The 13,483-nt window shown below is 64.8% G+C and carries 15 protein-coding genes, 1 other RNA gene and 1 pseudogene; 14 read left to right on the plus strand and 3 right to left on the minus strand.

The window, feature by feature from the left end; translation table 11 throughout:
• Positions 1 to 54: 54 nt before the first annotated feature.
• Together ON062_RS02020 and rnpB are read left to right on the plus strand one after the other, a co-directional pair.
• Positions 55 to 1,083: pseudogene (locus ON062_RS02020) on the plus strand (bifunctional 3'-5' exonuclease/DNA polymerase); the annotation flags it as partial.
• A gap of 39 nt (positions 1,084 to 1,122) precedes the next feature.
• An RNA gene (rnpB, locus tag ON062_RS02025) (RNase P RNA component class A) lies at positions 1,123 to 1,485 on the plus strand.
• Positions 1,486 to 1,500: 15 nt separating this feature from the next.
• Here the strand turns inward: rnpB and ON062_RS02030 are convergent.
• Positions 1,501 to 2,646: a site-specific integrase gene (locus tag ON062_RS02030; RefSeq protein WP_274645470.1), complete on the minus strand. Its 1,146-nt coding sequence runs from the start codon at positions 2,644 to 2,646 to the stop codon at positions 1,501 to 1,503.
• Positions 2,647 to 2,653: 7 nt separating this feature from the next.
• Positions 2,654 to 3,277, minus strand: a complete 624-nt coding sequence (locus ON062_RS02035) for a helix-turn-helix domain-containing protein (RefSeq protein WP_274645471.1) — start codon at positions 3,275 to 3,277, stop codon at positions 2,654 to 2,656.
• 112 nt (positions 3,278 to 3,389) lie between these two features.
• Between ON062_RS02035 and ON062_RS02040 the strand changes: the two genes are divergently transcribed.
• The 10 genes from ON062_RS02040 to ON062_RS02085 all read left to right on the plus strand — a co-directional run bounded on the left by ON062_RS02040 (position 3,390) and on the right by ON062_RS02085 (position 10,813).
• Positions 3,390 to 3,560 carry a helix-turn-helix domain-containing protein gene (locus ON062_RS02040; RefSeq protein WP_274645472.1) on the plus strand — a complete coding sequence of 57 codons (171 nt, stop codon included), beginning with the start codon at positions 3,390 to 3,392 and terminating at the stop codon, positions 3,558 to 3,560.
• A gap of 87 nt (positions 3,561 to 3,647) precedes the next feature.
• A complete protein-coding gene (locus ON062_RS02045) occupies positions 3,648 to 3,851 on the plus strand; it encodes a hypothetical protein (protein ID WP_274645473.1) in 204 nt (67 codons plus the stop codon).
• A gap of 27 nt (positions 3,852 to 3,878) precedes the next feature.
• Complete coding sequence (locus ON062_RS02050; protein ID WP_274645474.1) at positions 3,879 to 4,535, plus strand: hypothetical protein; 657 nt, start codon at positions 3,879 to 3,881, stop codon at positions 4,533 to 4,535.
• A complete protein-coding gene (locus tag ON062_RS02055; RefSeq protein WP_274645475.1) occupies positions 4,532 to 4,696 on the plus strand; it encodes a hypothetical protein in 165 nt (54 codons plus the stop codon). Before ON062_RS02050 ends, ON062_RS02055 begins: the two co-directional genes overlap by 4 nt.
• A complete protein-coding gene (locus ON062_RS02060) occupies positions 4,697 to 5,026 on the plus strand; it encodes a hypothetical protein (RefSeq protein WP_274645476.1) in 330 nt (109 codons plus the stop codon).
• Complete coding sequence (locus tag ON062_RS02065) at positions 5,023 to 5,532, plus strand: hypothetical protein (RefSeq protein WP_274645477.1); 510 nt, start codon at positions 5,023 to 5,025, stop codon at positions 5,530 to 5,532. The genes ON062_RS02060 and ON062_RS02065 overlap by 4 nt, the downstream gene beginning before the upstream one ends.
• 170 nt (positions 5,533 to 5,702) lie before the next feature.
• On the plus strand, positions 5,703 to 6,545 hold the full coding sequence (locus ON062_RS02070; RefSeq protein ID WP_274645478.1) for a phage major capsid protein: 843 nt from the start codon (positions 5,703 to 5,705) through the stop codon (positions 6,543 to 6,545).
• Between the two features lie 328 nt (positions 6,546 to 6,873).
• The gene (locus ON062_RS02075) at positions 6,874 to 7,314 is read left to right on the plus strand and encodes a hypothetical protein (RefSeq protein WP_274645479.1); all 441 of its coding nucleotides are present in this window, start codon (positions 6,874 to 6,876) and stop codon (positions 7,312 to 7,314) included.
• A complete protein-coding gene (locus ON062_RS02080; RefSeq protein ID WP_274645480.1) occupies positions 7,227 to 7,787 on the plus strand; it encodes a hypothetical protein in 561 nt (186 codons plus the stop codon). The genes ON062_RS02075 and ON062_RS02080 overlap by 88 nt, the downstream gene beginning before the upstream one ends.
• Positions 7,784 to 10,813, plus strand: a complete 3,030-nt coding sequence (locus tag ON062_RS02085; RefSeq protein WP_274645481.1) for a hypothetical protein — start codon at positions 7,784 to 7,786, stop codon at positions 10,811 to 10,813. The genes ON062_RS02080 and ON062_RS02085 overlap by 4 nt, the downstream gene beginning before the upstream one ends.
• Positions 10,814 to 11,015: 202 nt before the next feature.
• Here ON062_RS02085 and ppgK read toward each other — a convergent pair whose 3' ends face one another.
• The gene (ppgK, locus tag ON062_RS02090; RefSeq protein WP_274645482.1) at positions 11,016 to 11,780 is read right to left on the minus strand and encodes a polyphosphate--glucose phosphotransferase; all 765 of its coding nucleotides are present in this window, start codon (positions 11,778 to 11,780) and stop codon (positions 11,016 to 11,018) included.
• Positions 11,781 to 11,875: 95 nt separating this feature from the next.
• Here ppgK and ON062_RS02095 point away from each other — a divergent pair, with 95 nt between their 5' ends.
• Together ON062_RS02095 and ON062_RS02100 are read left to right on the plus strand one after the other, a co-directional pair.
• Positions 11,876 to 12,073 (plus strand): SPOR domain-containing protein, encoded by a 198-nt coding sequence (locus ON062_RS02095; RefSeq protein ID WP_274645483.1) that lies wholly within the window; start codon positions 11,876 to 11,878, stop codon positions 12,071 to 12,073.
• 66 nt (positions 12,074 to 12,139) lie between these two features.
• Positions 12,140 to 13,477, plus strand: coding sequence for a glutamine synthetase family protein (locus ON062_RS02100; RefSeq protein WP_274645484.1), 1,338 nt, complete (start codon positions 12,140 to 12,142; stop codon positions 13,475 to 13,477).
• Positions 13,478 to 13,483 lie beyond the last annotated feature (6 nt).

Genomic DNA, 13,483 nt, shown 5'->3' on the forward strand with positions numbered 1-13,483 from the left:
GTCTACAACGCCGAGGACCCCCGCGGGAATTGACACCACGCTATGGGACTCACCCTGAGGGCGCTGCATCGTGTGGGCGTGCTTGTCGAATCGACGAGCCGTTGGGAGCTCGCGGAGCACCAGCATCCCGTCATCCCGCCCCTCCTGGAGTACAAGAAGCTCATGCGTCTGCAGTCGGCCAACGGTTGGGCGTGGCTGGACGAGTGGGTTTCGGATGGACGGTTTCGCCCGGTGTACGTCCCGAGCGGCGTGGTCACCGGCCGCTGGGCTTCCTCCGGCGGGGGAGCGCTGCAGATACCGCGCGTGCTACGCGAGGCGGTTCGTGCGGATCCGGGATGGACACTCGTTGTCGCTGATGTAGCGCAACTCGAACCGCGCGTACTCGCGGGGATGTCGGCCGATACAGGACTTGCGGCCTCCGCACGCGGCCAAGACCTCTACGAGGGCATCGTGGCGCGCGGCGCACTGGCCTCGCGTGCCGACGCCAAGTTGGCGATGCTCGGGGCAATGTATGGGGCCACGACCGGCGAGTCTGGGCGTTTGGTGCCGAAGCTGCGCCGCACCTACCCCCGTGCCATGCGCCTGGTGGATGACGCGGCACGTGCGGGGGAAGACGGCGGCATCGTCTCCACGTGGCTCGGGCGCAGTTGTCCTCCCGCGTCCGCTTCGTGGCAGCTCACCCAAACCGGGGCCAGCGAGGAAGCGGCATCCGATCTCGAGATCACCAATGCGCGCCGTCAAGCGCGCGATCGGGGCCGCTTCACGCGCAATTTCGTGGTCCAGGGTACGGCGGCCGAGTGGGCGCTGATCTGGCTGGCTGATTTGCGGGCGCGGCTTGCGGCGCTGCCTCCCGTTGCCGAGGTCCACGCGGCGCCGCGGTCGGGTCCGGTGTTCTCGCGCGGAGCGCATCTGGCGTTCTTCTTGCACGACGAGGTCATCGTCCACTCGCCGCGAGAGCACGCAGATGCCGTGGTTGATGCGGTCCAACGCGCGGCCGAAACTGCGGGGTCACTCATGTTCGGGGCGTTCCCGCTCGACTTTCCCCTTGACGTCAGTGTCGGTGCGTCGGCCACGAAGACCTGACTGGGGAGCGCTGGGTGCTGCCGGTAGACTGTGGGCGAATGGGTCGGCTGGATGGCCGCGTCGCGACGGCTCGCCGTACGCGCCGAGGAACGTCCGGGCTCCGCAGGGCAGGGCGGTGGGTAACACCCACCCGGAGCAATCCGCGAGACAGTGCCACAGAGAGCAGACCGCCGGGCTCGCCCGGTAAGGGTGAAAGGGTGGTGTAAGAGACCACCGGGGTCATGGTGACGTGGCCCGCACGGTAAACCTCGCCCGGAGCAAGGCCAGACAGGGGATGTTGACGCGGCTCGCCGAGTCCCCGGGTAGGCCGCTGGAGCGGCATGGCAACGTGTCGCCGAGATAGATGGTCATCGAAGGGGCATCGCCCCGGAACAGAACCCGGCGTACAGGCCGGCCCATTCACTTATCCGCTTTTGATCAGGTGTTTCCTGATGCCTTGTGTCGGGTAGTCCGCAGGGAGTCCGCAGAATCTGCGAGTAGCACCGAGTCGACCGCGTCGCGTGTTCGATCGTCGGAGTCCGGCCACAGGTGGCTATAGGTGTCGAGAGTCTCCGTTGCGGACGCGTGACCGAGTCGTGCTTGCACGGTCTTCACGGACTCGCCGAACCGGATCAGCAGACTCGCGTAGTAGTGCCTGAGCGCGTGCAGACCCGTGCCTGTCGCCTCAGTCAGCCCCGCCGCCTCGCGCGCCTCAGCGAACAGGTGCCAGAACCTCGGGCGCGTGATCGGCTGGCCACGGTACGTGAAGAGCAGACCGTCGTCGGCGATCTCGTGCGCGGCGATGTGCTCATTCAGCGCCGCGACGACGACACGGGGGAGTGGTACGACCCGGTCTGAGGCTTCGGTCTTGAGTGGCCCGAACTCGGCAGTGCCTTTCGCGCGTGTCACGAGTTGTCGATCGACCGTTACGGCAGGGTTCCGGCCGAGTAGTCGCACTCGATCACGCGTGACGCCCAACGCTTCACCTGGTCGCAGTCCAGTGCCCGCGACGAGCACGATTAGAGCGCGCAGCTCATCGGGCACAGTGTCGCGCAGGGTCGCTACCTGCTCGAGCGTGAGGGGCGTCGCCCGCGTCTTGCCGGCTTTGGGCAGCCGCACGTCGATGCACGGGGACTCTGAGAGCCGCTTGTCGCGCACAGCGGCCTTGAATATCGTCGATACGACCTTGTACGTCAGTTCGACCGTTGAGGGCGCGAGAGCGGCCCTCCCGTCGCCCTCCGTGCTCATGCGCTTCACGAGGCCTTGAATCGTCGACGGCCGGATCGACGCGAGCGGCATGCTCCCGATCACCGGATACACATGCCGCCGAAGCCGGCTCTCGTAGCTGTCCGCGGTCTGCTTCCGATGGACCTGAGACGCGCGCCAACCCTCGGCGTACTCGCGGAATGTCACGCGCCCCGCGCGCGGGTCGACGTACTGGCCGGTGACGACGGATGCTGAGACTTCCTCGAGCCATCTTTGCGCGTCGCGCTTGAGCTTGAAATGGCGGGCGTGCTCTCGGCCCGTGGCGTCTCGATAGCGCGCACGCCAGACGCCATCATCCCTTTGCTTGATGCTTGGCATGTCCGCGCTACGTGTTGGCGTTGACGCGTAGGCCGCGAGCCTCAAGCGTGCTCGTCGTCGGGTCATCATGCGGCGCTTTGCCGCCGAGCTCAACGAATGCCGTGAGTATCGACTTATAGGAGCGGGACACCCGCCGGTGTTGTTCTACGGCATCTCTCGCAGGATCGGGCGGCGCGAGCGCTCCCGAGATCATCGAGTGCGCGGCGTGCGCTCCGCCAGCGATGTCGCAGATTTGGTCAACCAGGAACCGAATTTCCTCGCGGAGGGCAATCAGGTTGTCTGTTTGCGCTATCAGTGTCGTCACGTCATTTCCGACGTCGCTCTCGCGTGGCATCGATGATTCGCCGATGTATGCGCTCCGAACGCCGTAGTTCGTAGTCGTCCACCCGTCGAAGTCTGTCGGATCAAACGGCCGGTCGATCGGCAGCACCAGGGCGAGCGGGGCGACGCCGAGCGCATTCGCAATGGATTCGATTTCACGCCAGGAAGCATCCTCGCGGCGTCCGGTCTCGATGTTCGTGATTACCGAGCGGGTGAGATTCGCTCGCTCTGCCAACTTCTCCGCGCTCAAGCCGCCGCGTTTGCGGTACTTGGCGATTCGCTCACCGATCGTTTCTTGAGCATGTGTCATGGAGACACAATAACAATCAATGTTGCGCCATGACTACCCGCCGTGTACCTTGTGTCTAGAAGACGCAAAAAGTCGCGATCTGAGCGACTGGAACACACTGAGAGGAACTTCAATGTCCACGCCCCGCTTTTATTTCATTCCGGAGGTCGCGTCTGAGCTCCGCCGCTCTGAGGCAGCCGTCCGCTGGCTCATCCATACCGGCGCGCTGTCGTCGACCAAACTCGGGGGCCGTCGCGTAGTGACCGCCGCGCAGCTCGACGAGTTCTTCGCGAGCGCGGCCTGATGCGTGGCCACCGCGTCGCCATAACCCACAACGAAGAGAGCAGCCCCGCTGCAACGGGACTGCTCGACGACACGAATGGAGAATCCAATGTCTAAATCAACGATAGCGCGAAACAAGGACAGTGCGCTTGCTGCACTTTCGCGCGTCTCAGACCAGGTCCACCCCGGCGACCGCGCTCGAGCCGACGAACTGTTCACTGAGCTTTTCGCCGTGGTTGCGAAGTCGACGCGAGCGCGTGAGTTGCGGCGACCCGCCGACGCGACCGTGCACCTCGCCGATCTCGACGGCTGATCAGTGGGACACGGTGAGGTCAAGCGCATGAAGGCGCTACTGCTCGACGCCGCCGTGACCAGCCTTGAGCGCGCCGTGTTGCTGGACATGGCCGCGGCCGTCAAAGACGGATCGACGGTCTATTCGTGGGGCCACGATCGGCTTGCTGAGGCGATCGGTAAGCGTCCCGGCTCACAAGCCGCGAAGTCTGCGCTGAGCGTCCGCATCATCCCCTCGCTCATCACAAAGGGGATGATACGAAAGCAGTCGGCGGCGCACCGTAGCCACCGGGCAGAGTACGACCTGTCGATCCTCTCGCGCCCTGTGGATAACTCGACAATGGGTACCGGTGCCCAATCTGGAATGGGTACCGGTTTCGAGTCGGAATGGGTACCGGTTTCGGGTGGAATGGGTATCGCCCAGACCGGTACCCCTCCACCAGACACCACCAAGGCAGCGCCACGCGCCCGCGCGAGCGCGAGCACCACCCTCGCCCGCACCTGTCCCGTTCATCCGAACTGGGATCACGACGACCCGTGCCGACGATGCGGCAACGACCGCCGTGCGTTCGAGGCGCACGCAATCGAACGGCGACCAGCGACGATGAGCGAGCCGACGACACCCTGCACGGATGGGCACGCATTCGTCGCGACATCGGGCTACTGCGGCCGGTGTGGTGTCCGCGACGATCGGGCGGCGGCGTGAGCGCGCCCAAACCCGCGAACTTCGATGCCATGTCTCGTGCATGGAACGACCCGACAGCGTATGCCGCCGAGTTGGCGCGGTACTACGCGCAGCTCACAGACACCGGTCACGCGCCGCATCCCCGCGACCTGACCGTACCCACAAAGGAAGGAACACTCTGAATGCCCCCTGACAGCAAGACCGAAAGCCACGACAGCGATCGCGCTGAGAGCGCGGGGCGCGTACTCGCCGCGTGCCTCGTGCTCGCCGCTGGCGACGTAGAGCGACAAGCCGATCTCATCCTCGCCACATGGAGCCGCGACATGACCGATAGCGAATCCGCGAGCGCGGTGAACACGGCGCTACTCAACCTCGCGTGCGGCTACGTGTCGAAGCTGCTCGAATTCGCTGACGACGACGTCGCCGAGGCGATGCGCGAGCAAGCTACGCACGTCGTCAGCTTCCAAACCCTGACCGACCAGATCAGCGACTATTTGAAGGACCAGTCATGAGCACCGAAGCCCCCGAAGCCCCCGAAGCGCCGGCACCAACGCCCACGCCACCGAAGGCAGCCGAAGACCCCCGCAGCACCGGCAACGCGGAAGCCGCGAAATGGCGCACCAAGCTCCGCGATAAGGAAGCCGAGATCGACGCGGTGCGCACCGAGCACGACGCAACAGTCGCTGGACTCCGCGACAACATCACCTCACTACAACGGCAGGTCGTCACCAAGATGATCGAAACCGACAACAACCTGCCGTACATGCACAATCCGGCCGACCTGTGGGAGATCGGGGACGTCGATGTCTCGACGCTCACCGACGACGCGGGGGCGATCGACCCGGAGCGCGTCACACAAGCCATCGAGGGTTTGGCAGAATCGCGTCCCTACCTGGTGGCAGAGCGCCCACAACCCGATTACCTCGCTCAGGTGATCGGCAGGATGACATACGCGTCGCGCGGCTCGGGGACTGGCCAGCAAGCGGCGGCGAAAAAGCTGCTGAGTTTCGACACGTAGTCGCACGTAGCTACGACTGTCGCCACCTTGTGATAACGTCAAGGTGGCGACAGTGTTTCGAGCTAGTGCTCACACTTTCGACCACCACTCCCCAGAGGGGAAGTCGGGGACCGCAGGACGGCCCGACCAGTACACACCGCAGGTCTGCGAAGTACAGGAACCCCTCTGTCATGTCGACACTCAACATCCTCCGTGGTGAGGAATCCGGCCCGCTCCTTATCGAGCCGCTCTCCAACGCATCCGTAGCGATGCGCGTCTCTCAGGTCATCGCCACCGACCAAGAGCGCTACCGCATCCCGAAGATCGTCTCTGACCCCACCACCGCGTGGATTGGTGAGAGCGAAGACATCCCCGAATCCGATCTCGCCGCCGAGAACGTCAGCACGACCCCCGCAAAGGTCGCGGGAATCGTCTTCATCCCCAACGAGCTCGCCGAAGACACCACACCGGCCGCAGCCGAGATCATCGGAAGACGACTCGTACAGGGCGTCGTCCCGAAGGTCGACGCCGCATTCTTCGGCATCGCCCCCGACGAGGAAGACCCCGACTACGAAGCGCACCGACCCGCGGGCCTCGAGTCGATCAACGTCGCAAGCCTCAGCCACGTCGACGCGGCCCCCACAAGCATCGACCCGTTCATCGACGGACTCGCCGCCGCCGAAGCGGAAGGCGCGGAACTGACGTCATGGGTCATGCACCCCGACACGGCGAAGACACTCGCCAAGCTCAAGGCCGGCACCGGAAGCAACGTTCCCCTTCTCGGGACCGTCGAGGCCGGAACACGGCGCGTGATCCAGGGCGTGCCCATCTCGACGTCACCCCACGTCACCCCGGGAACGGTCTGGGGCATCCCCGAAGACCGCTCGATCATCGTCGTCCGTAAGGACGTCGAACTCATGGCATCCCAGCACTGGGGATTCAAGAAAGACCAACTCGCTGTCCGCGTCGTCGCGCGCATCGGGTTCCTGTTCCCCGCAGCTCGCTCCCTCGTGAAAATCTCACAGGCAGCCTGATCGTCGTGGGTACTCCGGGTATCGCGCGAGAACGCGCCGGCGGTCTGCCTTCCCCGTCGTCAGGAAAACCCCCCGGACTCCCACGCACGCGCGCTCTGACAGCGCGCACCGTGAGCGGGGCGCACGCCGCGCCCGACGTCGCCCCGCTCACCCTCAACCACCGGGCCTCCACCCCCCGCCCCACCCCACCCGGAAGGCCGCAAGCGTTCTGCCTCTCGCTGTGCGCGCGGGTTCAGGGGGTGTCGCGACAGGCAACCGGACGCACCGCCCCGCGGAATGCCGCGGTATCGCGACGCGTGAGCAGTGCCCGATGGATGCGAGCAGTGCTGTGAGCAGTGCAAGCATCGACGATGCCGTCACCGACTTTCTCGCTGGTCGTGGCGGTTCGGCGACAGCTGGCGCGGTGGTCGCGCACCTGGCCGACCTCGGTTTCGCGGCGTCGACTGTTCGCCGGGCTGCCGATCGCGTCGTGGTGAAGTCACGGCAGGGGAACACGTTCATCTGGTCGCTCCCTGCCGTGCCGACCATCCCAGACCCAGACTCCGACGCCACAGACAGCGACCGAGTCGCCCTCGAGGCCCGCGCGTTCGCTCTCGGCATCGATCTGAACGACTACAACTTCCCCGTCCTCACAGACGAAGAGCTACAAGCCCTCGTCGAAGACGAAACGGAGGCACAAGCATGCCCGACCCCCTCTTCGCGGGTGAACCGCTCGCCGAAACCCTCAGACGCCGCACAGAAGCGGCCATCAACCTCGCGGCACTACTGACCGCGGCCGACCTCGCCGACGCGCTCGACGAAGCGCTGGTAGACGATCTGGCCAATACAGCCGACCTCGCCCCCGTCGCTGTCGATTGGGGGTCGCCTGATACCGACATTGAGGCGACGCACGGTCAGCACATGCGGGCGGTTACCACGTGGGCCGTGTCCGACTCGTGGCCGCTCAGTATGGTGCCATCGCGTCGGACGCTTACCCGTCCTTCGGTCGATGTCGGCCGCGCCGGAGGGCACGTCATCATGACGATAGAGGCCCCACACGTCACCGCCGGCGACGTGATCACCGGCCACTCGCTGACGCGTCGATACGTCGACGCGCACCTCAACGCGATCGCCGCAGAGGTCGACGCGTGGCGCACCCTCCATCGAAAGCGGGTCCGGGTCGCCATCCAGTCTCGCCGCGCACTGCTCGACGACGTCGCCGCATTGAGCGACTCCGCAGCGCTGGGGGCGATCGCGCCATGACGTACAGCCCGGGTCGCAACATCGGCCGTGTCTCCATCCGCGTTCTGCCCGATACGCGCGGATTCAACCGTGACCTAAAGAAGTCACTCACGGAGATATCGAAGACCACTCACGCCAGCATCCACGCGTCGATCGCGAACCCCAAAGAGTTCGAGCACGAAGTAAAGAAGATGGTGCGCGAGGCCAGTCGGAACAAGGTCGACATCACGGCCAACGCGTTCACCGCGACCGCGGCCGCACAACTCCGGTACACGGCTCGGGACCGATTCGTAACGTTCTTCGCGAAGGTGAACGAGACATCACTCAAGAAGGCGTCGACGACGCTCGCAGCGCTGTCTGGCGCTCGTCTCGCGTACACGTGGGTAGACGACCTCGCTGACATCGCACGGAACCTTGACAAGAACCTGCCGAAGATTCTCGGTTGGACTACGGGGATCACGTCGCTCGTCGCGAGCCTGTTCGCCGCAACGTCAGGGCTCGTCGGTATCGGCGCTGGCATGTTCTCCATCACGCCGGCGCTACTCGTCCTCCCCGGACTGGTGCAGAACGCGGTCGGATCGTTCATCGCACTGTTCGTCGCGTGGCGTGACGCCGGCGACCAACTCGCGCCCCTCGCCGACGGGATGAACGAACTCGGCGAGATCATCAACACGACGTACTGGGATCGTGCCCGACAGCCGATCCTCGACCTCGTCAACGGGCTCATGCCGCAGCTCCGCAACGCGTTCCGTGATCTCTCGGAAGGTGTCGGCGACTTCACTGGCGCGCTGGCCGACGCGTTCGGCCGTGAACTGTCGGGCGGTCGACTCGAGTCGATCTTCAAGGGCATCGCCGACGGTTGGCGTGTGCTCGGCACCGGTGCAGACGGGTTCGCCGGTGCGATCGTGTCGCTCTCCCAGATCGCCGCGACGTACACGCCGCGCCTCGCACGTTGGTTCGTGCGTCAGGCCAACACGTTCGACGCGTTTCTCAAGAGCATCGCCGAAGACGGGCGGCTCGACTTGTGGATGGAAGGCGCGATCAAGTCGATGTACGACCTGTGGGATGCCACGACCGGTATCGCCGGTGTGTTCGAAGGCATCTGGATCGCAGCGGAATCGGCAGGATCGGGCGGACTCGCCGGGTTCGCCGACCTCATGCAGACGTGGGAAGCCACCGTCAAGAGCGCCGACTTCCAACGTGGCCTGTCGGCCGTGTTCCGCGGATCGTACGACGCCATGTCGTCGTTCGGTGACGCGATCCGCGCCGTCGGCCGACTCGTGTCCGATCTGGACTCCGCGTTCGAGGGGTTCATCTCCGCATCCGGTGGGTTCCTTGGTGGACTCGTCGAGGCCGCGGCAGACGCACTGAACAGCGTGTCGGTCGAGGTCGGACTCGAGGGATTGTCGAGCGGTCTGCTCGACGCGCTCGAGGGCATCAAGCCGTCCCTGCAGCCCATCGCAGACACGTTCGGCGACTTCCTCGGGCTGCTCGGCGACCTCGCGGCAGAGTTGCTCCCGACAGCAGTAGGCGCGATCAGTGACCTTATGCCGGCGGTTTCGTCACTCATGGGCACCGTTGAGCGTGTCCTGCCGGGTCTATCGGATGCCGTGACATCGGTCGTCGACTCACTCGCGCCGGCGATCGAAGACCTCGTCGACGCGCTCGGCCCCTCGCTCGAGTCGATCTTCGGAACGCTCTCGGAAGCCCTCGAGGACATCGGCCCCAAAATGGCTGATCTCGCCGACGGCCTGTCACCCGCGCTCGTGACCGCGATGGATGCACTCGCGACCGCGCTCGACCCGATCACGAAACTCTCAGGCGGGCTGCTTGAAATTCCGCAGGTCGCTGGCGAGGCACTCAAGAACGGGCTCGGCTGGCTGTTCGACGATGCAGAACTCGACCGGGTCGTCGACGAGATCAAGAAGAACGGCGGTTGGACGGGCGACTTGTTCAACTGGGCCGACAGCACCGACGACGCAGCTCAGCGTGCCGCGGCCCAGCGAGCCGTCGCCCAGTACACGGCCCTCATCGAAGCCGAGTTCGCCGAGAAGGGTGCGAAGTCGGGGCAGAAGATGTGGAACACATTCTTGGGTTCCGGCGCATCGGCTGAGACGAAGCAAGCAGTCAAGCAGTCCTTGGCAGACCTTGGCATCGAAGTGTCCGATCTCGGTATCAGTGGCGGCGGCGGGTTCTCCCGCGGACTCGCACAGGGCATCACGGGCGGACTCCCCGGCGTCGAGACAAGCATGGGTGGCGTCAAGTCGAGCATCGACAACTCGACGTCGACGGCCGGTGCATGGCTCCGCGGCCGGGGCGGTCAAGTCGTCGACGGATTCCGCACAGCGGCCGACGGTCGAGTGCCCGGTGTCGCGCAGATGTTCGGCGGTATCGGCGGTCGACTGTCCGCAAGCATGGGCGGGTCGAGCACGTGGCTCCGCGGCCGCGGTAGTCAGACGATGGGCGGGTTCAAGGCCGGTGCTGACTCCCGCACGAGTGCTGTCAAGGGTGTTTTCTCTGGTCTTCGCGGTTCGATCACTGGCACGTTCAGGAACCCCCTCGGGTTGCTCTGGTCTGCCGGTAACTCGATCCTCGGCGGGTTGCTCAACGGGCTCCGGTCGAAGTGGGGCGAGATCACGTCATTCGTGGCCGGTATCGCGCCGTGGATTCGGGACAACAAAGGCCCGGAAGCCTACGACCGTCAACTGCTCGTCGAACCCGGTGAGTGGATCATGAGCGGCCTCGAGCAAGGACTCGAGCGTGGCTTCGGTCGCGTTCAGTCCCGTGTTGCTGGCATGGCCGATCAGATTCGTGGTGAGTTCGGCACCGCGCTCGGTTCGGGCATCAGCGACGGTGTCTCGTCGACGATGCGTATCGCTCGCGCGGCAGCCGCCACGTCGCCGGTCAAGCAGAAGCAGACCGAGTACGCGACCGACGGTGACTCGTCGGCGGCTCCCGTGCAGGTCACGTTCGTCAACCCAGTCGTACGCGACCTCGAGCAAGAGGCGTGGGAGGCAGCACAGATCATCGGGGGTGCGCGTGTCTAGGCGGGCCGAGTCCGCAAAAAGTCCGCAGAATCTCCAGATGAGCGCAAATGCTGACAATCAACCTCATGTAGCGGATTGTCCTCTGACCAGGCATTAGTCGCGCGCGTCAGTCAACCTCAATCAACCCCAATTACCCTGGATCAGTTCCCGGCGTACAGGCCGGCCCATTCACTTTTCCGCCGGCGCAGCGCTGCGACGGGAGTCAGGATGACAGCGACAATGCCGCAGCGCCGATAATCCCGGCGTTGTTGCGGTGCACCGCCGGAACAATGGGCGTCTTGAGTTCGAGGAGCGGTAGGAACTGGTCGGCATGCTTTGACACGCCGCCGCCCACGACGAACAGATCCGGGCTGAACAAGAACTCGATGTGTGAGTAATACCACTGCAGACGCTTCGCCCACTTGCTCCACGACAGTGAGTGGCGCTCCATCGCGGAGTAGGCGGCGTAGGCTTCGGCATCCTTCTTCGCGCTCGCGCGCTGCACATGCCCAAGTTCAGAGTTGGGGATGAGGACGCCGTTGTAGAGCATCGCAGAGCCGATCCCCGTGCCGAGCGTTGTCAGGATCGTCAGGCCGGGCTGGTCTTTGGCGGCGCCGTAGCGGACCTCGGCGACCCCAGCGACGTCGGCGTCGTTCGCGAAGTGGATGTCACGCCCCAGGCCGTCTTCGAAGAACTTCTCCGCTTCGAAGCCGATCCACTTGTCAGAGACGTTCGCCGCAGACAGCGTGCGGCCGTTTTTGACGATGGCGGGAAACGCCACGCCGAGCGGCACGGACGCATCCTCGACCCCGAGACGCGTAAGAACTTCGGTCACCGCCACGAGGACATCTTTCGGCTTCGCACCGTCGGGGGTCGCGACCTTCACGCGGTCGCTGACGAGTTCGCCTTTGTCGAGATCGACGATTCCTGCCTTGATTCCCGTTCCGCCGATGTCCACGCCAACCGCACGGTTCGTCTGATCTGCCATGTGGTCAGCATATCGAGCGCGGCGAGACAGTCGGCAAGCGGCCTGGCTAGGATCAGTTTCACGGCGCGATCGCGCTGTGTGTCGAGGGGGTCTCCATGGCGAATGGCAGTGAGAAGTACTGGTACAACACCAAGACCGAGCAGGTCGAGTACGGCTACGAATCCCCGTCCATCGATCGCGTGGGGCCGTTTGACAGTGCGGAGGATGCCGCGCGGGCACCCGAGAAGCTCGCGGAGCGTGCTCGCGCGTGGGCCGACGAGGAGGCTCGCGACGACGCGTGGGGCTCGCACTGAGTGTCGGCCATCGCAGCTGAGGCCCAGTAGTCTGGCTATGGCCGCACCGGCAGTGGAGAGGATGCGATGGATAAGCAGCGTGACTTCGTTCTGAGGACGATCGAAGAGCGGGGTGTCAAGTTCGTCCGGCTGTGGTTCACAGACGTGATCGGAACGCTGAAATCGGTGGCGATCGCGCCCGCCGAAGTGGAAGGCGCATTCACTGAGGGTCTGGGCTTCGATGGTTCGGCGATCGAGGGCCTGACTCGCTCCTACGAGTCGGACCTTCTCGCTCACCCCGACCCCACCACCTTCCAGACGTTGCCGTGGCGCGGAGAGATTGACCCGACCGCGCGCATGTTCTGCGACATCACTACGCCCGACGGTCAGCCGGCCGTGTCAGATCCCCGCCACGTGCTCAAGCGCGCTCTCGCCAAGGCAGCCGACGCCGGCTTCACGTTTTACACCCACCCCGAGATCGAGTTCTACCTGCTGAAGTCGTCAACCTTCGGCCCTGAGGGGCCGCAGCCGGTGGACTCCGCAGGCTACTTCGACAATGTTCCCGGGGGCACCGCACACGACTTCCGACGTCGCTCGGTCCGGATGCTCGAAGACCTCGGCATTTCTGTCGAGTTCAGTCACCACGAAGGTGGGCCCGGGCAGAACGAAATCGACCTCCGCTACGCAGACGCACTCGCCACAGCGGACAACATCATGACGTTCCGAACCGTCGTCAAAGAGGTGGCGATCGAGCAAGGCGTCTACGCCACGTTCATGCCGAAGCCCCTGAGTGGGAAGCCCGGCAGCGGTATGCACACGCACATGTCCCTGTTCGAAGGTGACGTGAATGCGTTCTATGAAGAAGGCGCCCAGTACCAGCTCTCGAAGGTCGGTCGGCACTTCATCGCGGGACTCCTGCGCCACGCGAACGAGATCTCGGCCGTCACGAACCAGTTCGTGAATTCGTACAAGCGGCTGTGGGGCGGCGACGAAGCCCCGAGCTTCATCTGCTGGGGACACAACAATCGCTCCGCCCTCGTTCGCGTGCCGATGTACAAGCCGAAGAAGGGCGGGTCCTCCCGCGTGGAGTACCGAGCGCTGGACTCGGCGGCGAACCCGTATCTCTCGTACGCGCTCCTCCTCGCTGCCGGCCTCAAGGGGATCGAAGAGGAGTACGAACTGCCCCCCGAGGCAGAGGACAACGTCTGGTCGCTGAGCGACGGAGAGCGGCGCGCGCTCGGCTACGCTCCGCTGCCTGCGAGCCTCGACCACGCGCTGGAGTACATGGAGGAGTCTGAACTGGTCGCCGAGACTCTCGGTGAGCAGGTCTTCAACTACGTGCTGCTGAACAAGCGTCAGGAATGGCAGGCATATCGCTCGCAGGTGACGCAGTTCGAACTGCAGAACAACCTCGAGATGCTCTGAGTTCGC

Source organism: Microbacterium sp. C7(2022), assembly GCF_028823665.1.
Taxonomy (GTDB): Bacteria; Actinomycetota; Actinomycetes; order Actinomycetales; family Microbacteriaceae; genus Microbacterium.